Source organism: Massilia sp. AB1 (assembly GCF_018119385.1).
Lineage (GTDB): Bacteria > Pseudomonadota > Gammaproteobacteria > Burkholderiales > Burkholderiaceae_D > Telluria.
This window is the reverse complement of sequence record NZ_JAGKSG010000035.1, coordinates 1-18,070: the sequence shown is the minus strand read 5'-3', so window position 1 is coordinate 18,070 and position 18,070 is coordinate 1. Positions and strand designations below refer to the sequence as shown.

At 67.9% G+C, this 18,070-nt stretch carries 13 protein-coding genes and 1 pseudogene; 3 read left to right on the top strand and 11 right to left on the bottom strand.

Translation table 11 applies throughout. The features are described from left to right. Positions 1-3 precede the first annotated feature (3 nt). On the top strand, positions 4-654 hold the full coding sequence (locus J8847_RS18005) for a trimeric intracellular cation channel family protein (RefSeq protein WP_229429878.1): 651 nt from the start codon (positions 4-6) through the stop codon (positions 652-654). Here the strand turns inward: J8847_RS18005 and J8847_RS18000 are convergent. From J8847_RS18000 to J8847_RS17990, 3 genes are all read right to left on the bottom strand, one after another. Then, positions 651-2,297: a sensor domain-containing diguanylate cyclase gene (locus J8847_RS18000; protein WP_211526086.1), complete on the bottom strand. Its 1,647-nt coding sequence runs from the start codon at positions 2,295-2,297 to the stop codon at positions 651-653. The two genes, J8847_RS18005 and J8847_RS18000, sit on opposite strands and share 4 nt — an antisense overlap. Positions 2,298-2,421: 124 nt before the next feature. Next, a complete protein-coding gene (locus J8847_RS17995; RefSeq protein ID WP_211526085.1) occupies positions 2,422-4,983 on the bottom strand; it encodes an EAL domain-containing protein in 2,562 nt (853 codons plus the stop codon). Between the two features lie 86 nt (positions 4,984-5,069). Beyond that, positions 5,070-5,522: a DoxX family protein gene (locus tag J8847_RS17990; RefSeq protein WP_211526084.1), complete on the bottom strand. Its 453-nt coding sequence runs from the start codon at positions 5,520-5,522 to the stop codon at positions 5,070-5,072. 108 nt (positions 5,523-5,630) lie between these two features. Here J8847_RS17990 and J8847_RS17985 point away from each other — a divergent pair, with 108 nt between their 5' ends. Further along, on the top strand, positions 5,631-7,310 hold the full coding sequence (locus tag J8847_RS17985; RefSeq protein WP_211526083.1) for an AMP-binding protein: 1,680 nt from the start codon (positions 5,631-5,633) through the stop codon (positions 7,308-7,310). 3 nt (positions 7,311-7,313) lie between these two features. Here J8847_RS17985 and J8847_RS17980 read toward each other — a convergent pair whose 3' ends face one another. The 7 genes from J8847_RS17980 to J8847_RS17950 form a co-directional block, all read right to left on the bottom strand. Beyond that, the gene (locus J8847_RS17980; protein ID WP_211526082.1) at positions 7,314-8,630 is read right to left on the bottom strand and encodes an MFS transporter; all 1,317 of its coding nucleotides are present in this window, start codon (positions 8,628-8,630) and stop codon (positions 7,314-7,316) included. A gap of 187 nt (positions 8,631-8,817) precedes the next feature. Next, positions 8,818-10,188, bottom strand: coding sequence for an HlyD family efflux transporter periplasmic adaptor subunit (locus J8847_RS17975; RefSeq protein WP_211526081.1), 1,371 nt, complete (start codon positions 10,186-10,188; stop codon positions 8,818-8,820). Beyond that, a complete protein-coding gene (locus tag J8847_RS17970) occupies positions 10,185-11,744 on the bottom strand; it encodes an FHA domain-containing protein (RefSeq protein ID WP_211526080.1) in 1,560 nt (519 codons plus the stop codon). The genes J8847_RS17975 and J8847_RS17970 overlap by 4 nt, the downstream gene beginning before the upstream one ends. Before the next feature lie 27 nt (positions 11,745-11,771). Beyond that, complete coding sequence (locus J8847_RS17965; RefSeq protein WP_211526079.1) at positions 11,772-13,190, bottom strand: efflux transporter outer membrane subunit; 1,419 nt, start codon at positions 13,188-13,190, stop codon at positions 11,772-11,774. A 9-nt stretch (positions 13,191-13,199) separates the two neighbouring features. Further along, entirely contained in the window at positions 13,200-15,155 is a 1,956-nt protein-coding gene (locus J8847_RS17960) for an HD domain-containing phosphohydrolase (protein WP_229429879.1), read from the bottom strand. Positions 15,156-15,187: 32 nt separating this feature from the next. After that, positions 15,188-15,634: a DUF4399 domain-containing protein gene (locus J8847_RS17955; RefSeq protein WP_211526078.1), complete on the bottom strand. Its 447-nt coding sequence runs from the start codon at positions 15,632-15,634 to the stop codon at positions 15,188-15,190. Between the two features lie 61 nt (positions 15,635-15,695). Continuing rightward, a complete protein-coding gene (locus J8847_RS17950; RefSeq protein WP_211526077.1) occupies positions 15,696-16,133 on the bottom strand; it encodes a DUF4399 domain-containing protein in 438 nt (145 codons plus the stop codon). A 173-nt stretch (positions 16,134-16,306) separates the two neighbouring features. On the opposite strand from J8847_RS17950, the gene J8847_RS17945 reads away from it, so the two are divergent. Then, positions 16,307-17,380 carry a formylglycine-generating enzyme family protein gene (locus tag J8847_RS17945; RefSeq protein ID WP_373888824.1) on the top strand — a complete coding sequence of 358 codons (1,074 nt, stop codon included), beginning with the start codon at positions 16,307-16,309 and terminating at the stop codon, positions 17,378-17,380. A 16-nt stretch (positions 17,381-17,396) separates the two neighbouring features. Here J8847_RS17945 and J8847_RS17940 read toward each other — a convergent pair. Then, positions 17,397-18,070: pseudogene (locus tag J8847_RS17940) on the bottom strand (protein kinase); the annotation flags it as partial.

Sequence of the window (18,070 nt, the reverse complement as noted above, 5' to 3'; positions counted from 1 at the left end):
GCAATGAAGACCCTCGTGCTCACCCTCGACCTCATTGGCACCTTCGTGTTCGCCCTCAGCGGCGCCACCGCCGGCGCGCGCCGCCGGCTCGACATCTTCGGCGTGCTGGTGCTGTCCTTCGTCGCCGCCAACTCGGGCGGCATCGTTCGCGACGTCCTGATCGGCGCCACGCCGCCCGCCGCGATCAGCGACTGGCGCTACCTCGCGGTGTCGATGCTGGCCGGGGTGGCGATCTTCTTCTGGTACCCGGTCATCCAGCGCATGCACAATGCGGTCCTGTGGTTCGACGCCGCCGGGCTGGCCCTGTTCTGCGTGGCCGGCGCCCAGAAGGCGCTGGTGTTCGGCCTCGAGCCCATCATGGCCGCGCTGCTCGGGATGTTGACCGGCATCGGCGGCGGCGTCGCCCGCGATGTGCTGCTGTCGAACGTGCCGGCGGTGTTCCGCTCCGACATCTACGCGGTCGCCGCCCTGGCCGGCGCCTCGGTGGTGGTCATCGGCGACGCGCTGCAGCTGCCCACCACTCCCACCGCGCTTGCAGGCGCCGCGCTGTGCTTCGGGCTGCGCCTGGCCGCCATCCGCTACGGCTGGCACCTGCCGACCGCGCGCACCCCGGAGGTGGACGAGAACGACGGCGCCGGCAACCAGGAGCGCTAGCCGGCCTCGATCCCCGGCGCCAGCGATCTCGCCGGCGGGTAGCGCAACTGATAGCGGTCGCGTCCCGCGCCCTTGGCCTCGTACAAGGCCTCGTCGGCGGCGGCCATGATGCGCTTCGGGTCGGTCTCGTTCCAGTGAGCGGCGGCCACGCCCATCGAGGTCGTCACCGACAGTTCGCGCCCGCCGATGACGAAGGGCGCGTGCATCGCCTGCACCACCTTGGCCGCCGCCACGTCCAGGCCCTGCGCCGGGTCCGCGAACTCGAAGATGATGACGAACTCGTCCCCCGCCAGGCGGAACACGGCGTCGGTCACGCGCACCGCCCTGGTCAGGCGGCGGGCGAACTCCTGCAGCACCAGGTCCCCGGTTTCATGGCCCCAGGTGTCGTTGATGCGCTTGAAATGGTCGATGTCGAGGAAGGCCACGGCCAAGGTGCTGCGCGTACGCTTGACCCGCTCGTAGGCTGCGCCCAGCGCCTCGTCCAGGCTGCGCCGGTTGCGCAAGCCGGTGAGCGCGTCGGTCATGGCCATCCGCGCCAGTTCGACCTCCGCCGCGCGGCGCTTGAGCGAGAGCGAGTGGAAAGCGCGCGCCAGGGCGCCGATCTCGTCGTCGCGCTTGAAATCGAAGGCATCGATGCCCCGCTGGCCCAGTTCCACCTCGGCCACCGCCTGGCGCAGCTGGTGCAACGGACTGAGCACCATGCGCAGCAGATACCAGCCCGCCAGGCCGGCCAGCAGCGCCACCACGGCGGTGTCGACCCAGGCCGTTTCGCGGGCGATGTGGATACCGTGGAAGGCTTCTTCCGTCGGGTAGACCGAGCCGATGATCCAGCCGGTCCCCCGCATGCGCTTGTAGGTCAGGATGGCGGGAGTCCCGTTCTTCGCCGTGGCCTGGGCCCAGCCTTCCCAGCCGCCCAGCGCCTTGAGCGTCGCGGGAACCGGCGTGCCGGCTTCGGTCCGCACGTTGCGCAGCAGGCGCGCCGTGTTCGGGTGGTGCAGGATCATGCCGTCCGCCGTCAGCGCGAACAGGTAGCCGCGCTCTCCGGGATTCAGGTTCCGGATCTTGGCGAAGAAACTGGAGTGATCGAGACGGATGCTGCCGCCGAGGATGTAGACGACCCGGCCTTGCGCGTCGAGAACCGGCTCGGTGATCACTACGAGCGGCTTGCCCGTCACCTTGCTGATGACCGGCTCCGAAATGACGCCTCTGCGCTGCGCCAGCGTCGCCCTGAAGTAGCGGCGGTCGTCGTAGCGCTGCTCCCCCAGCGCCGGTCTGCCCTTGCGCAGGACGCCCGCCACGATGCGCCCGCCATGATCGAGTACGACGACGCTGTCGAACTGCGAGCGCAAGGCGGCATGCCTTTCGAGCAAGCCCTGCACCTCTTCCCTGGCGGGCACGCCGCCGCCAACAACGCCCTCGGCGAGGGTACGCAGCAGCATTCGCTTGTTGTCGATGTCCGCCGCCAAGTGCTCCGCGGCGGCCGACAGGAGGGAAAACTGCTGGGAGCCGATGCTGTCGCGTCCTTCCTGCTCCACCACGGACAAGGCGATACCGGCCACCAGCGCACAGGCCGAGAGGACCAGCATGATCAGGATGAATGTGAGACGGCCGCGCAGGCTTGCGAAGGTGCGTAAGTTGTCCAAGGAGAGGCGCGAGCGAAACGCGTAGCGATAAGGTATTTAGTTGCTTGAAATATATTTTACCTTATTGCAACGAAAGTTGTGCACGGGCGTGCATATAGACCAACAGGTCCTCGGATTTGGCGGCTCACACCGCCCGCGCGCCGGAAGAGCCGTCACGCGCCCGCAGCAGATGTTCGAAGCGTTCGGCCGGCATCGGATAATGGAAGAAGAAACCCTGCCCGAAGTCGCATCCGGCCTCGCGCAGCAGCTCGGCCTCGTGTTCGTCGCCGATCCCCTCCGAAATGACGCGCATGCCCAGGGTATGCGCCATCGCGATGATGGTCTTGCACAGCGCCAGCTGCCGGCTCCCCGTGCGCATGTTGCCCACGAAGGCGCGATCAATCTTGAGAAACTCGAACTGGTATTGCTGGAGATAGGACAGCGAGGAATATCCTGTCCCGAAGTCGTCCAGGGCCAGCGCCATGCCGTGCTCCTCGACTTCGCGCAGCCTCTCCTCGACGGTCCGGTCGTGCTGCAGCAGCGATCCCTCGGTGACCTCGACCACGATCGAGTGGCGCGGCAAGCCCTGGGCCTCGAGGAAGGCCATGCAGCGCGCGAAGCTCATGCCGCCCTTCGTGATCTGGAGCGGCGAGACATTCACGCTGACCTGGATCGGCTGCCCCTGCTCCAGCACCCAGCGCACGGTGTCGCTGACCGCGGTCCGGAACACCCACTCGCCGATATCGAAGATCAGGCCGGTCTCCTCGGCCAGCGGAATGAATTCGACGGGGCTGATCCAGCCGCGCTCGGGGTGACGCCAGCGCAGCAGGGCTTCGGCCTTGACGATCCTGCCGCTGCCCAGTTCGACGATCGGCTGGTAGTGCACCTGCAGCTCGCCGCGCTCGATCGCCTGGCGCAGTTCGTCGCTCATCTTGCGCCGGTCCTGCGCCCGTTCCTGCATCGCCGGCGAGAAGTAGGCGAAGCGGTTGCGGCCGAGGTGCTTGGCCGCGTACATCGCCTGGTCGGCGTGCTTCAGCAGGCTGTCGGCGTCGCCGGCGTCGTCCGGGAAGTGGGTGATGCCGATGCTGGCCGACAGGTGCAAGGTCTCACCGTCGACGTGGAAAGGGGTTGACATCGCCTCGACGATATCGTGCGCCACCCGCTCGATCACGTGCGGGTCTTCTTTGTCGAGGTTATGCATGTCCACCAGCAGCACGGTGAACTCGTCGCCGCCCAGGCGCGCCACGGTGTCGGTGTCGCGAGTGCAGTGCAGCAGGCGCCGCGCCGCTTCCTTCAGCAGCTGGTCCCCGACCGGGTGCCCGAGCGTGTCGTTGACCTCCTTGAACTGGTCCAGGTCGATGTACAGCAGCGAGAAGGCCGGATGCTCGCCGCGGTGCGTGTGCCGGATCGCATGGCGCAGGCGGTCCATGAACAGGTGGCGGTTCGGCAGGCCGGTCAGGCTGTCGTAGTTGGCCTGGCGCCACAGCAGTTCCTCGTCCTTCTTGGCGCGCGTGATGTCGCTGGCGATCTCGATGTAGTGGCTGACCGCTCCGCTGGGGTTCCGGACGGCGGTGACCGAACGCTGCTCCGCGATCAGGTGCCCGTCCCGGTGCCGGCTCCACAACTCGCCTTTCCAGTGGCCGCTCGCGGCGACTTCGGTGCACAGGCTCTCGTCGTGGAATTCGCGCTCCATCCCGGTGCTGTAGAAGTCGGCGGTGCGGCCGATGATCTCGGCCTCCCGGTAGCCGCGCATGCGCGTGAAACCCGGGTTGATCATGACGATGCGCCCCAGGGCGTCGGAAATCGCGATCGCGTCGCTGCTGTGCGCGAATACCAGCGACGCGCGCTCCATCGCCTCCTCGGCTTCCTTGTTCGGCGTGATGTCCGAGATGGCGCCGAACACCCGCGTGACCCGGCCCTCGCCATCCAGCAGCGCCCGCCCCCGGCAGCGCACCCAGACCCAGTGCCCGTAGAGGTGGCGGATGCGCAGTTCGAGCGCGAAGGTCGGCAGCATTCCCGACCGCACCTGGGCCAGCATTGCCGCCGCAGCGGGCCGGTCTTCCGGATGCGCCAGGCGCTCCAGCGTAACCGTCTTGAGGTCGATGCGCTCGGCCACCAGGCCGAGTATCTGGCGGCATTTGTCGGACAAATACACTTGCCGGGTGTGCGCATGCCAGTCGAAGGAACCGGAACCCGAGGCCTCCAGCGCAAGGCGGGAGCGCTCTTCGAGTTCGGCCAGATGCTGCTGGGCCTGGTAGCGCTCGGTGATGTCGTGCACGGTGCCGATAAGGGTCGCGATGCCGCCGTCGGCGGCGGCCGGCACCGGCGTGACCGTCACTTCCCCGACCTTGGTGCCGGTGGGGTAGTTCGATACCTCGTCCCAGTGCACGCTCTCGCCGGTCTCGACGGCGCGCCGGTATTTGGAACGGACCAGCTCGATCGATTCGGGCGGGATCACCTCGTCGACCAGTTTGCCCACCACGGCCTCGGGCGGGATACCGGTAGTCGCCTGGAATGCGGCGTTGACGTAGATGAAACGGTATTGTTCCGGCGCACACACCTCGAGCATGAAGATGACGTCGCGGATGCGATGCTGCAGGAAGGAAAAGACGCGGCCTTCGACGTCATCATCGAGGCCAAGCGTGTCCAGCACGGTCTTGATCGACCGGTGGGCGTCATGCGGATCGTCGGCGGCTGGCGTAGGCATCGGCTCGTTTCAGAATAGTTGGCGTGGCCGAACGGTCGCGCTTCGGCCGATGATGCCGATTATATAAGCATCGCCTTTCCACGCGCCTAGTTGAAGCGCCCTTCTCGCCCCCCGATGCTGTAGCGGCCGGCGCCCAGGAGCGCCACCGCCAGCGCGACACCCAGGTACATGCCTTGCAGCTCGAGCGCCCAGCCGCCGGTGTTCGACAGGGTAAAGAACTCCTTGGTATGCACCAGCAGGAGCGCGACCACCATGTTGACGGCCACGACCAGCGCGGCGAGGCGCGTGAAGATGCCGACCAGGATCATCAGCGGCGCGATCACTTCGCCCACGTACACGCCATAGGCGAACACGGCCGGCAAGCCGGCCTGCTGCAGCATGCCGCTGATGGGGCCGACGCCGCCGCTCAGTTTCGACAGGCCGTGGAACAGGATCAGGATCGCGAGTACGGCGCGCAGCAGGAGCTTGCCGTAGTCGTCGGTCGCGTAAGATGTGGTCACGGTGGTTCTCGCCGCAGCGCCGGGGCTGGTGGTGTCCATGCTGGCCTCCTCTGGTTGAACGCATCGATGCTGACTGTCCGGGGTGTACGTCGATTGCCTGCGCCATGGTTTTGCTATGCTGGCGGCAAGCGATTACATGGAGACACTATGCACCCAAGCCTGAGCTATGTCCACGGAGCGCACGATGTTCCCCTCATCGGGGAGACCATCGGTCCCTTCCTGGCGCGCATCGCCGCGCGCTACCCCGACAACGAAGCGCTGGTGGTGCCGCACCAGGACGTGCGCTGGACCTATGCCCAGTTCGACGAGCGGGTGACGGCGCTGGCGGCCGGACTGCTGGCCCTGGGGCTGCAGCCCGGCGACCGGGTCGGCATCTGGTCGCCCAACTGCGCCGAATGGGTGCTGGTCCAGTTTGCCACCGCGCGCGCCGGCCTGGTCCTGGTGAACATCAACCCCGCCTACCGCCGCGCCGAACTCGAATACGTCCTGGGCAAGGTCCAGTGCGCCTGCCTGATCCTGGCGCCGGCCTTCAAGACCAGCGACTATCTCGCGATACTGCAGGACGTCGTGCCCGAGATCCGCGCCAGCGCGCCGGGCCGGCTGCATGCCGTCCGCCTGCCCCAGCTGCGCCATGTGATCCGCCTGGGCAGCGGCCAGACCCCGGGCATGCGCGGCTTCGACACCCTGCTCGCGCCCCCGAGCGCCGGGCAGCGCGCGCACCTGGCCGCGATCGAGACGGGGCTGCAGTTCGACGAGCCCGTCAACATCCAGTTCACCTCGGGCACCACCGGCGCGCCCAAGGGCGCCACCCTGACCCACCACAACATCCTGAACAACGGCTTCTTCGTGGGCGAGGCGATGAAGCTCGGCAGTCAGGACCGGCTGTGCATCCCGGTCCCGCTCTACCATTGCTTCGGCATGGTGCTCGGCAACCTGGCCTGCGTGACCCACGGCGCCGCCATGGTCTTCCCCGGCGAGAGCTTCGAACCTGGCGCGGTGCTGGCGACCGTGCAGGCCGAACGCTGCACCGGCCTGCACGGCGTGCCGACCATGTTCATCGCCCTGCTCGACCATCCGGATTTCGCCCGCTACGACCTGTCGACCTTGCGCACCGGCATCATGGCCGGCTCGCCCTGCCCGGCCGAGGTGATGAGCCGGGTGATCGGCAAGATGCACATGGGCGAGATCACCATCGCCTACGGCATGACCGAAACCTCGCCGGTGAGCTTCCAGAGCTCGGTGGACGACCCGGCGCCGCTGCGCGTGTCCACCATCGGCCGCGTGCATCCGCATCTGGAAGTCAAGATCGTGGACGCCGACGGCAGGATCGTCCCGCGCGGCGTCAAGGGCGAACTGCTGACCCGCGGCTATTCCGTCATGCTCGGCTACTGGGACGACGAGGAAAAGACCCGCGAGACCATCGACGCCGCCGGATGGCTGCACACCGGCGACCTGGCCGTGATCGACGAACAGGGCTTCGCGGCCATCGTCGGGCGCGCCAAGGACATGGTGATCCGCGGCGGCGAGAACATCTATCCGCGCGAGGTCGAGGAATTTTTGTACCGCCACCCCAAGGTGCTGGACGTGCAGTGCGTGGGCGTGCCCGACCCGAAGTACGGCGAGGAGTTGTGCGCCTGCATTGTCCTGCGTCCCGGCATGCAGGCGGACGCCGAGGAGATCCGCCAGTTCTGCCAGGGGCAGATCGCCCACTACAAGATCCCGCGCTATATCCGCTTCGTCGAGGGCTTCCCGATGACGGTGACCGGCAAGATCCAGAAGTACCTGCTGCGCGAACAGGCGAGCACGGACCTGGGCCTGGCCGGCTGACGCTTACTCCAGGGCGCGCTGGCGCGACTCCACGTCGACATTCAGGATCGCCAGCGCGCCCAGCGCCAGGAAGCCGGCCAGCATGGCCAGCGCGAGGGTGAAATGGGTCGCCATCACCGGCGCCACGATGGCCGGCGCGAACAGGCCGCCGAAGCGGGCCACGGCGCCCGCCATGCCCATGCCGCTGGCGCGCAGGTCGGTCGGATACACCTCGGGCGTGAAGGCATACAAGGCGCCCCAGGTCCCCAGCAGCGCAAAGCTCATCAACAGGGTCGCGCCGACCACCACCGCAGTGGTGCCGCCCAGGCTGTAGAACATGCAGCCCGCTGCGCTCAGCAGCAGGAAGCCGACCAGGGTCGGCTTCCTCCCCCAGCGCTCCACGCCATAGGCCGACAGGGCAAAGCCGGGCAGTTGCACCAGCGCCAGCAGGATCAGGAATTCCTGGCCGCGCATGAAGCCGAAGCCCTCGGCACTCAGCTTGACCGGCAGGTAGACGAACACGCCGTAATAGGCGATCGATGTCAAGGCCCAGGCCACGAACAGCGACAGGCTGCGCCTTCTCAGCTGGTTCGAAAACAGCGCGGACAGCGGCTGCTTGGGCGCCACCGCCGCATCCAGCGGGGGAATCGCCACCTCGCGTCCGTTGGCGTTCGCTACCCGCTCCAGCACCGCGCGCGCCTGCTCGGCCTGGCCCCTGCGGTGCAGGTACATCGGCGACTCGGGCACGTAGAGGCGCAGCACCACGCCGATCAGGGCCGGCAGGCCGGTGACGAAGAAGATCACGCGCCAGGCATCCGGCCCCCAACGCACCGCGAACAGGGCCAGCACCGCCAGCGCCACCGTGCCGACGGCCCAGAAGGATTCAAGCAGCACCAGCCAGCGCCCGCGCCGGTCGCTGGGAAGGAATTCCGCCATCATCGTGTAGTCGACCGGGAGCGTGCCGCCCACCCCGACGCCGGTCAGGAAGCGCAGCACCAGCAGCCAGCCGAAGTCCGGCGCGAAGGCCGAGGCGACGCCGAAGCAGGCATCGACCACTACCGCGGCCATCAGCACCGGCCGGCGCCCGATGCGGTCGGCCAGGCGGCCGAAGCCGAAGGCGCCGGCCAGCATCCCGACGAAAAACCAGGTGCCGGTCTGCAGCGCCTGCGGCACCGCGATCCCGAAGGTCTGGGCGATCGAGGGCGCGCTGAAGCCGATCGACAGCACCTGCATGGCGTCGGCCATCCAGACCAGGCCGAAGATCATGAAGAGGCGGTACTGGAACCGCCCCACGCCAGCTAGCCGTATGCCCTGTTCCACCGTGGCGGATGCGGTCGACATCGCGTTCACCTCCGTTTTCGCTTTTTTTCTAACTGCTAGCTTGCAGAAAAAAGCCCACGGGAACAGTGCATTCACGCACCGTCAAACGCAATAGTTTACCTCGACCGCTTGGCCTCCCACCGTGTTTTCGTTGCCTACCGGACAATACAGCTAGCCGGTGGCATCTGATCCAGCCGCGACCGGCCCTTCAACCCCCGACATTCCTGAACGGATCGAGCGCCAGGTCGATCAGCCTGCGCTCGCGCACCACGATCTCCGCCACCGCCGTCATCCCGTAGCGCAGCGGATAGCTGGTCTCGCCGACCTTGTAGTGGTCCTGGGACAGGGTCACGCGCCCTTCGTACACCGGCTGCTTGCTCTGCGGCGAAGGCCGCGTCGCCGGCGAGATGGACTGCAGCGTGCCCTGGACCAGGCCATAGCGCTGGTAGGGAAAGGCATTGAACTTCAGCTGCACCGCCTGGCCTTCGCGCACGAAAGCCCGGTCGTGCTCGGCGATCTCGATCTTGAGCACCGGCTTCGCATCCTTGGGCGCGATGCCGCCCAGCGGCGCGTTGGCCTGGATCTTGTCGCCGGGCTGGGTCGAGGTCACTTCGGTGATCACGCCGTCGACCGGTGCGACGATGCGCAGGAAGTTTTCCTTGTCGATGTTCTCGAACTTGATGCGCGCCGCGGCCTCGGCCACCAGGCGCGCCGTCTGGACCTGCAGGCGCAGCTTGTCCTCGGCGTTGGCGACTTCCCGGTCGGCCGCCTCGGACTGCAGGCGCAGCCGGGTCAGCTCCTGCTCGCCGGTCTCGAGTTCCGACCTGGCCTGGCTCGATTCCAGGCGCTGGCGTGCGCTGAGCTCCGCGATGCGCGCCTGGGCCACGCGCATGGCGTTCTCGGCCGCCAGCTGCGCGTTCTTCTTGCTTTCGACCTGCAGTTGCGACACGCCGCCCCCGCCGGGCAAGGCGAACAGGCGCGCGTACTTGTCGGCCTCGTCCTTTGCCGCGTCGCGGGCGCGGCGGGCGTCCTCGAAGTTGGTGCGGGCTTCCTGCAGCTGCGCCTGCTGGCTTTGCGACAGGCTGCTGCTGCCCTCGCCAGTGCGGCGCTCGAGCTGGCGCGCTTCGACCCCGACCGCCTCCTTGAGCGCTGCGGCGCGCCTTTCCATCAGCGCCTTCTTCTCGGGGAACTCCTGCCATTCGCGTTCCGCATCCTCGAGCTTCAGGCGCGCCTCGAGCGCATTTCTGGCCGCCTCGATCGCGCCGCGGGCATAGATGCGCGCCACCACGTCGCCCTTGTTCACCGGCTGGCCCTCGGCGATGTAGATGTTGCTCAGCTCGCCGTCGATGGGCGCATACAGGCGCCGCACCTCCGAAGCCGGCACCAGCGTCCCGTTCGCCGTCACCAGGACGTCGGCATGGCCGAAGAAGGACCACAGCAGCGCCGCCAGCACCAGCCCGACCAAGGTGTAGACCAGGGCCTGGCTGTAGCGCCAGGGATCGGCGGTCAGGATGGAGATCCCCTCGGCGCTGTGGTCCTCGAGCGCCTCGGTCAGCGGGGTCAGGGTTTGCGCTTTCATGACTGGCCTCTCACCAGGGCCAGCCTGCGCAGCTCGCTGAGCGCATCGGCGTAGGCGTCGCGGTAGGCGGGCACGTGGGCGGAAATGGTCGCGAAGGCCCGCTGGTGGGCCTCGTTCTGCTCTTCCCATTGCTTGAGCACCCGCTCGACCCCGGCGCGGTCGCCCGCATCGCGCACCGGCGCCTGGGCGCCGCCCCTGGCGGCAACGAAGGACTTCAGCTGCACGATCCAGTCCAGCTCGGCCAGCAAGCTTGCGAGCTCGGGATTATCGCGGGCCTGGCGCCGCATCGCGTCGACCTGGCCGGCCGCGCGCCGGTACTGTCCCGCGCGCAGCGACGCCATCCAGTCCGGCAGTCCCGCCTTGAGCACGGCTTCCGTGCCGAGGGCCGCGAGCCGGGCGTTGCCGCGGTCGCGGGCCAGGGCCTGGCTGGCGACCGCCGCCGCCTGCGCATAGGCGCCGTCGGCCAGCAAGCCCTCGACCTCGCCCTCCGGCCCCTTGAGCGCGAACAGCGCCCAGCCCAGCACCATGATCATCGCGGCCGCAGCCAGGCTCCAGGTCCGTACCCGGTACAGGTCGAGCTTGCGCTTGCCGCCGAAGGCCTTGTACAGACCCGTCACCATGAGCGCGAACTTGCTGCCCGGCCCCGGCTCGTCCTCCACCTGCGCCGGCGGCGCGGACGCCTGCGGTGTGTCGTCCTGTCCAGGCCCAGCATCGACGCAGAAGATCTCCAGGAAGGAATCGGCGGCCGCGACGAAGGTGGTCTTGTCGGCATCGCCCGCGGCAGCAGGCGTTCCGGCCAGCGCGCCAACGCGGGTCAGGGTGGGATCGGGCTCGGCCCTTTGCACCTCCACCCGGTAGACGAAATGCCGGCCGCCGAAGGCCAGCACGTCGCCGTCATGCAGCGCGACCGCATGCTCCTGCAGCCGCACGCCGTTGACGAAGCTGCCATTGGTGCTGCCCAGGTCTTCGAGGTAGAGCTCCCCGCCCTTGAGGAACACGTGCGCATGGCGCCGCGACAGGTAGTTGAGCTGGGCCGGGCTGCTGTCGCGGTAGCGCGCGAAGCTGTCGTCGGCCTTGCTGATCAGGAAGGGAAACTCGGTGACGACGATCGGCTGGACGTCCGCGCCGGCGTTCTCCGGCCACAGCGTCAGGCTGGACGGGCGCGACAGCCCGGCCGGCCGCGCGGCCTGTTCCAGGCGCACCCGGTAGCTGAGCGTCTTGCCGAAGCCCACCAGGTCGCCGTTGTGCAGGGGCGCGATCGCCTGCTTGACGGCGACGCCGTTGACCGTCGTGCCGTTCTTGCTGCCCAGGTCCGCCAGGTACACGGCGCCGTGCTCGCAGAAGATGCGCGCATGGCGGCGCGACAGGTCGCCGGCGAGCCCGGCGGGATAGTTGTCGAAAGGCGCTTCGGTGCGGCCGATGGCGAACAGGCTGTCGGGGATGCGGATCGGTTCCAGTTCGGGATGCGAGACCGGCTCGAGCACGATCATCGACGCCGTGCCGGCCGCGCTGTCCGGCCCGGTGCGCGGAGGCGCCGCCATCATTTCGGCAGCCATGATACGGCGCTCCCCAGGGCTCCGCCCTCAATTGCGCGCGGCATTGCGCACCTCCACGGCCGGCCAGCCCCCGCCCAGGGCCTTGTACAAGATCACGGTGTCGGACAGGATCTGCTGGTGGTTGGCCAGCAGCGCCAGCTGCGCGGACAGCAGGCTGCGCTGGGCCTCGAACACTTCCAGCTGCGACACCATGCCCTCCTTGAGCTGGGCCTCCACCTGGGTGGCGACCGTGGCCAGCTGCTCGGACTGCGCCTGCAGCTCGACCCGCTGGCGGCGGTGGGCGTCCAGGTTGACCAGCGCGTTCTCGACTTCCTCGAACGCGCCCATCACCACGCGCCGGTACTGCTGCTCGGCCACCTCGGTGCGCGCTTCGCTGGTCTTGATGCGCGCCTTCACGCTCGGGTCGAAGATCGGGAAGTTGATACTCGGGAGCAGGCCGAAGGTGAAAGACTTGAGCAGGGAGCCGAGCGCGAAGCTGGAGGTCCCGCCGCGTCCCGTCAGGCTGATCGACGGCAGCTGGGCCAGCTTGGACTGCCCCACCAGGTCGTAGGCCACCAGCACCCGGTACTCCGCGGCGACCACGTCCGGCCTGCGCTTGAGGAGCTCGGAGGGCAGCCCTTCCGGCACCGTGGGCAGCTGCACGCGCTGCTGGAGGGAACCGGGCGGCACCTGGAGGTCGCCGGCCGGCGTGCCGAGCAGGGTCGCGAGCGCATTCGCGGCCAGCGCCCGCAAGCGCTGCAGTTCGATCAAGTCCTTGCTCATGCGGTTGATTTCGGCGCGCTGCTGCATCACCCGGGTCTGCGGCACCAGGCCCTGCTGCATCATTGCCTCGTAGGCGGCCAGGATATCCCGGTTCTTTTGCAGGGTCTTGTCCTGCTGGGCGACCATCTCGTCGAACTGCATGATCTGGAAGTACGTGGTCGACACGTCCGACACCAGGCTCAGGTAACCGGCGCGCCAGTCGGCCTCGGTAGCCTTGAATTCGGCGGTCTGGGCTTCCACGCCCTTGGCCACCTTGCCCCAGACGTCGATTTCCCAGTTGACCTGGGTGCCGAGATTGAACTGCTTGGTGAATTTCTGGCCGGTGCTCTTCTCGAAGCTGGCGCCCGCGCCGGCATCCAGGGTCGGCAAGGCTCCGGCGCGCGCCTCGTCGATTTCCGCGCCCGCCACCCGGATGCGGGCAGCCAGGATCTTGAGGTCGAAGTTGGCGCCCAGGGCGCGCTCGACCAGCTGGTCCAGGTAGGGATCGCGGAATTGCCGCCACCAGTCCGGCGCGATCATCTCGCTGGGCGCGACCGGCAAGCCCTGCTGGCTCGACCAGGCCGTCTTGGCCGGGGTCTCGGGCCGCTGGTAAGGCTTCATGCTGACATCGGCGCAGCCGCACAGCAGCGCCAGCATGGCGCCGGCCAGGGCCTGTCTCTTGAACCTGCTCGATGTCGGTCTCATGGAGCCCCCTCATGTGTTGGCGCGCAGCTCGCCGCCTTTTTCCCAAGCCTTCGAATCGACGAACACCCTGAACAGCCGTTCGTCCAGGTGGCCGGCGCGGCACTCCTCGGCGATCAGGTCGAGCGCCCGTTCGGGCGGCACCGCCTGCTTGTAGGGACGGTCGCGCGCGGTCAGCGCGTCGTAGATGTCGCTGATGGTGAGGATGCGGGTCTGCAGGCTGATCTGCCCGTCCCGCAAGCCCATCGGATAGCCGGAGCCGTCCAGCTTTTCGTGGTGGCCGTGGGCGATCGCGGGTACCCCGGCCAGCTCGCGGGTCCAGGGAATCAGGATCAGGAAAGAATACGAATCGGCCACGTGGGCCTCGATCTGGCGGCGTTCGTCCGGCGTCAGGCAGCCCTTGCCGATGTTGAGGGCGCTGAATTCCTCGTCGTTCAGCAGCCGGAACCCTGGATCGTCGGCGCCGGTGCAGGCGTGGCAGCGGATCGCGTCGAGTTCGGCGGGCGGCTCGGTGTGCGAGACCGAGGGCTCGTTGGCGCGCACGATCAGCTCCAGGAAGCCGTCCAGGCGCGCGCCCTCGGCCAGCAGCTCGGCCTCGATGCGCTCGCGCTCGCGGCGGAACTCCGTCATGCTGAGCTCGCCATGCAGGTGGCGTTCCGCCAGGCTGCGCCAGGCATGGCGCTCGAGGCAGGCGCGCGCGTAGCGGAAGCGTTCCTCCAGCAGGCGCATGTCGGCATGGTGCAGCTTCTTTTCCTTGCGCAGCACGTGCTCGCGCACGCCGACCTTGCCGAAATCGTGCAGCAGCGCTGCGTAGCGGATCTCGCGCAGCTGGGCCGGCGTGAAGGCGGCGGCGCGCAGGCTGGCGTCGCCGGCATGCTCCATCGCCAGCGCCAGCGCTTCGGCGTAGCCCGCCACGCGGAAGGAGTGGCCTGCGGTGACGGGATCGCGCTCCTCGATCGCCTGCACCGACGCGCATACGAAGCCGTCGAGCAAGCCCTTGATGTCCGAATACAACTGGAAATTCTTCAGCGCCACGGCCGTTTCGGCGCACACGCCGCTCAGGATCTCGAGGTCGGCCTCCTGGAAAGCGTAGGGGTCGGACGAGGTGTCGACCTGCAGCAGGCCCAGCACCTCGTCGCCGATGATCAGCGGGACGCACATGACGCTCAGGATCGCCTGGGCCACGATCGACTCGTGGGAACCGAAGTGGCGGTCGGCCAGCGTATCGACCGACAGGATGGCGCGCTTGCGCACCAGGACTTCGTCGACGATGGTGTGGGAGATCCGCAGCTGGGCGGGGTCTTCCACCGTGCCGCCGCGGCGCCTTGCGGCAACGGGGCGCGGCGGATCGCGCTCTGTTCCACGCAGCATGATGAAGGCGCGCTCGGCCAGCGGGAACAGGTCGAAGATCAGGTTCATGATCTTGTCGATCAGGGTTTCCTGGTCGGTGACGGCGCCGAGCGCGATGCTCACCTGGGCCATCGCGTGCAGGCGGTGCACGGTGTTCTCCAGTTCGCTGCGCCCGGCATTGCGGGTGTCCACCACGGGCGCGAAGCGGGTGGCGTCGACCGACCGGGTGATGACGGTCGGCGCGCTGCCGCGTTCGGGCAGCATCAGCGAATGGAACACCAGCTGGGCCGAGGCCAGCGCCAGCTCTTCGCCGTCGCGCAGCGCATGCCAGTTGCCCGGCGGGAGGCGCTCGCCCGACACGAAGGTGCCATTGCGCGAGTGCAGGTCCTCGATGAAATAATTCGCGCCGCGGCGCCGGATGCGGGCATGGCGGCGGCTGATGGTTTGCTCCGGAATGCAGATATTCTTGTCGTTCGCCAGCGCGTCCTGCGGGCCGCGGCCGATCACCGCTTCGTCATGCAGCGGAAACACGGCCGGCTTGCCCGATTCCGTCCCCAGCCATTCGATGTAGGCGCTGACGGGTCCGGCGGCGGCGGAGAATGTTGCATTCGGTTCCATGGGTTGACTCCCCTGCGCGCCCGGACATCCGCTCACCTCACGGTGATCGTGATCTTTTTAGACTTCACGGGCGGCGTATGGGGCACGTGGTCCGCGTCGCCCATCAGCAACTGCAGCGTGTGCTTCCCGGGTGGCAGCTCGATCATGGTTTCCGTTTCTCCGGCGCCGAAATGGAGGTGGTTGCGATCCGATGGAATGACCTGTCCGGCCGGCGGAAGTTCGGTATCGATCAGCAAATGATGGTGACCGGTATTGCTGAAGTTCACGCCCTTGGGCGCCACGCCCATATGGCGCAGGCCGAACCAGACCCGGAAAGGCTTGCCGGAGGCGATCACCTCGCCGTCGCGCGGCCAGCCGATATAGCAATAGGCGTTGGCAGGCGCGTCGGCCGCATGCACCGGCATGACGGCCATGCCGGCAATCGTTGCAACAGCGGCGAGGCTCCCCGTCAGGGCAGCGACGGCGAACAGTTTGCGCATGGTCTTCTCCTTGTTCTTTGCGGTCTCCGACAGCGCGCGCCGGCAAGGGCCGCGCCGCAGCCTAGCGCACCGTGATGGTGATCTTCCTGGACTGGATCGGCGGCTTGTGCGGCACGTGGTCCTTGTCTCCCAGCAGCAGCTGCAGGGTGTGGGTGCCGGGCGGCAGCTCGACGCGGGCTTCGGTTTCGCCGGCGCCGAAGTGCAGGTGGTTGCGGTCGTTGGGGATCGGTTCCGTCATCGACGGCAGCTCGGTATCGATCAGCAGGTGATGATGACCGGTGTGGGGCATATTGGTTCCCTTGGGCGCGACGCCCATATTGCGCAGCCCCATCCGGACCCAGAACTTGCCGCCGTTGATGACCGTGCCGTCATGGGGCCAGATGAAGTAGACCTGGGCGTTGGCGGGGGCAGCCGCGGGTGCGCCGGCCGGCTGGCCAATGGCCGCGCCGCAATGCAGGCATGCCGCAAACAGCACAGGAAGAACCCGGATGTGGCGCATGATTGAAACCTCCCGCCGAAGATGGACTGAGGTGTGCATCGATACTCTTAAATCTGGCACACTCTCAGTCAGATCGCAAGGTAATTCCTCTCAAACGCAGCATGAAAAAGGAGCCGCTCATGTGGCACACACTTTTGATAGTTTGCGTACTGGCGGGCCCGCTTTTTGCGTCTGTGGCAAAGGCCCAGCATCGCAGCGCCGACCTTCAGCTTGCGGGGGTCGTTCCCAAGAATAGCGCCGAGCAATTCGAGCTGGCGTTCTGGGAATCGATCAAGGACAGCCAACACGTCAGCGATTACGAAGCCTACCTGAAGGCTTACCCGAAAGGCCGCTTCGCGGCCCTCGCCCAAGCCAGGATCGCCCGCCTGCGCGCGGCCCAGGCCCAGGGAACGGCGCCGCCGCCGGCAAAGACCGCACCGGCTGTCACCGCGCCAGCCACCGCCGCCAAACCGCCCCCTTCCCGGCCCGCCCAGCCCGCGCCCGCGCCGGCAAGCGCCGCTCCGGCAGCGTCGGCGGCCAGGCCCACCGCCGGTTCGGTGATCAAGGATTGTCCCGCCTGCCCGCCGCTGATCGCCCTGCCCGCAGGCAGCTTCACGATGGGCAGCAACAACAGCGATCCCAGCGAGAAGCCTGCGCACCGCGTGGCCATCACTGCACCGTTCGCGATCGGCAAATTCGAAGTCACCGTGCAGCAGTGGAACGCCTGCGTGAACGCCGGCGGCTGCCAGAAGACCACCCAGGCCGCCAACACCCCTCCTGACGCGCCGATCCGCGACGTCAGCTGGGACGATGCCCAGCAGTACGTGAAATGGCTGGCCAGCACCACCGGCAAACCCTACCGCCTGCCGACCGAGGCCGAGTGGGAGTACGCGGCCAGGGGCGGCACGTCCACGCGCTACTGGTGGGGCGAACAGATGGCGACCGGCAAGGCCAATTGCAAGGAATGCGGCCAGCCCTGGGCCAACGAGGGGCCGGCCAGGGCGGGCAGCTCCGCCGCCAATGCCTTCGGCCTGCACGACACCAGCGGCAGCGTGTGGGAATGGGTCAGCGACTGCTGGCACAACAGCTTCAAGGATGCGCCCACGGACAGCCGCAGCTGGGACGAGCCCAACTGCCGCGTGCGCGTCATTCGCGGCGGCTCCTGGCGCGAGGGGGCGCCCTACATGGTCGCGTCGACGCGCTTCCGCTACGACGCCAGCGTGCGCCAGTTCCAGAATGGCTTCCGGGTGGCGCGCAGCCTGAAATAAGCCTGGCTGGCCGGGGCTAGCGCCGGCGCGCCCTGGTGCTGATCTGCAGGAACTCGACACCGATCCTGCCGGGGCCGCTCTGCGCCTGGATCTGCGCCAGCCGCTTCGCCACGTCCGACAGATAGGCGGCGCTCGGCTCGGAGACGGGACGCGGCGTGTCGAACAGCGCGACGGGCGTCGTCACCAGCACCACCAGTTCGGTTCCGAAAGGCGCGCCGATGCCCCACTCGCCCAGGCTGCCGATGGTGGCGGTGTAATTCGCCGGCGCCCGGCTGTCGCGCGCCCGCGGGTTGGGCAGCAGGTGGGTGACGTTGGCCAGCAGCGAATAGTAATCGAGGGTAATGAAGGACTCGGCGCCGGGCGTGGTGACGTCGATCATGAGAGAATCGCCCTCGGTCAATTCGGCCTTATCACCCGGCGCGGCGCCGGCAAGGCGCATGGCGGCGCCGCCGCCGGCCTGGCGGTGCGCCACCCAGTAGGGTGCGAAGGTCGAGACGATCTGGCACTTGTCGGCATCCACCTGTTGCGCGTCGAGCTTGACCGAGGCGACACCTGGCAGGGCCAGCAGCGCGTTCTTCACGCCCTGCTCTCCAACCGACCTGGACAGGAAACCCCGGACCTCCACCGTTTCGCCGCTGACGGCGCCGCTCAGCGCCGAGCAGGGTATGCGCGCCAGCGCGGCCGCCAGGG

Coding starts and splice junctions, on each gene's coding strand:
- J8847_RS17995 (WP_211526085.1), bottom strand. CDS start 4,983: ATGCCTACGCCAGCCGCCGACGATCCGCATGACGCCCACCGGTCGATC.
- J8847_RS17970 (WP_211526080.1), bottom strand. CDS start 11,744: ATGGCTGCCGAAATGATGGCGGCGCCTCCGCGCACCGGGCCGGACAGC.
- J8847_RS17955 (WP_211526078.1), bottom strand. CDS start 15,634: ATGCGCAAACTGTTCGCCGTCGCTGCCCTGACGGGGAGCCTCGCCGCT.
- J8847_RS17985 (WP_211526083.1), top strand. CDS start 5,631: ATGCACCCAAGCCTGAGCTATGTCCACGGAGCGCACGATGTTCCCCTC.
- J8847_RS17980 (WP_211526082.1), bottom strand. CDS start 8,630: ATGTCGACCGCATCCGCCACGGTGGAACAGGGCATACGGCTAGCTGGC.
- J8847_RS18005 (WP_229429878.1), top strand. CDS start 4: ATGAAGACCCTCGTGCTCACCCTCGACCTCATTGGCACCTTCGTGTTC.
- J8847_RS17960 (WP_229429879.1), bottom strand. CDS start 15,155: ATGGAACCGAATGCAACATTCTCCGCCGCCGCCGGACCCGTCAGCGCC.
- J8847_RS17975 (WP_211526081.1), bottom strand. CDS start 10,188: ATGAAAGCGCAAACCCTGACCCCGCTGACCGAGGCGCTCGAGGACCAC.
- J8847_RS17950 (WP_211526077.1), bottom strand. CDS start 16,133: ATGCGCCACATCCGGGTTCTTCCTGTGCTGTTTGCGGCATGCCTGCAT.
- J8847_RS17990 (WP_211526084.1), bottom strand. CDS start 5,522: ATGGACACCACCAGCCCCGGCGCTGCGGCGAGAACCACCGTGACCACA.
- J8847_RS17965 (WP_211526079.1), bottom strand. CDS start 13,190: ATGAGACCGACATCGAGCAGGTTCAAGAGACAGGCCCTGGCCGGCGCC.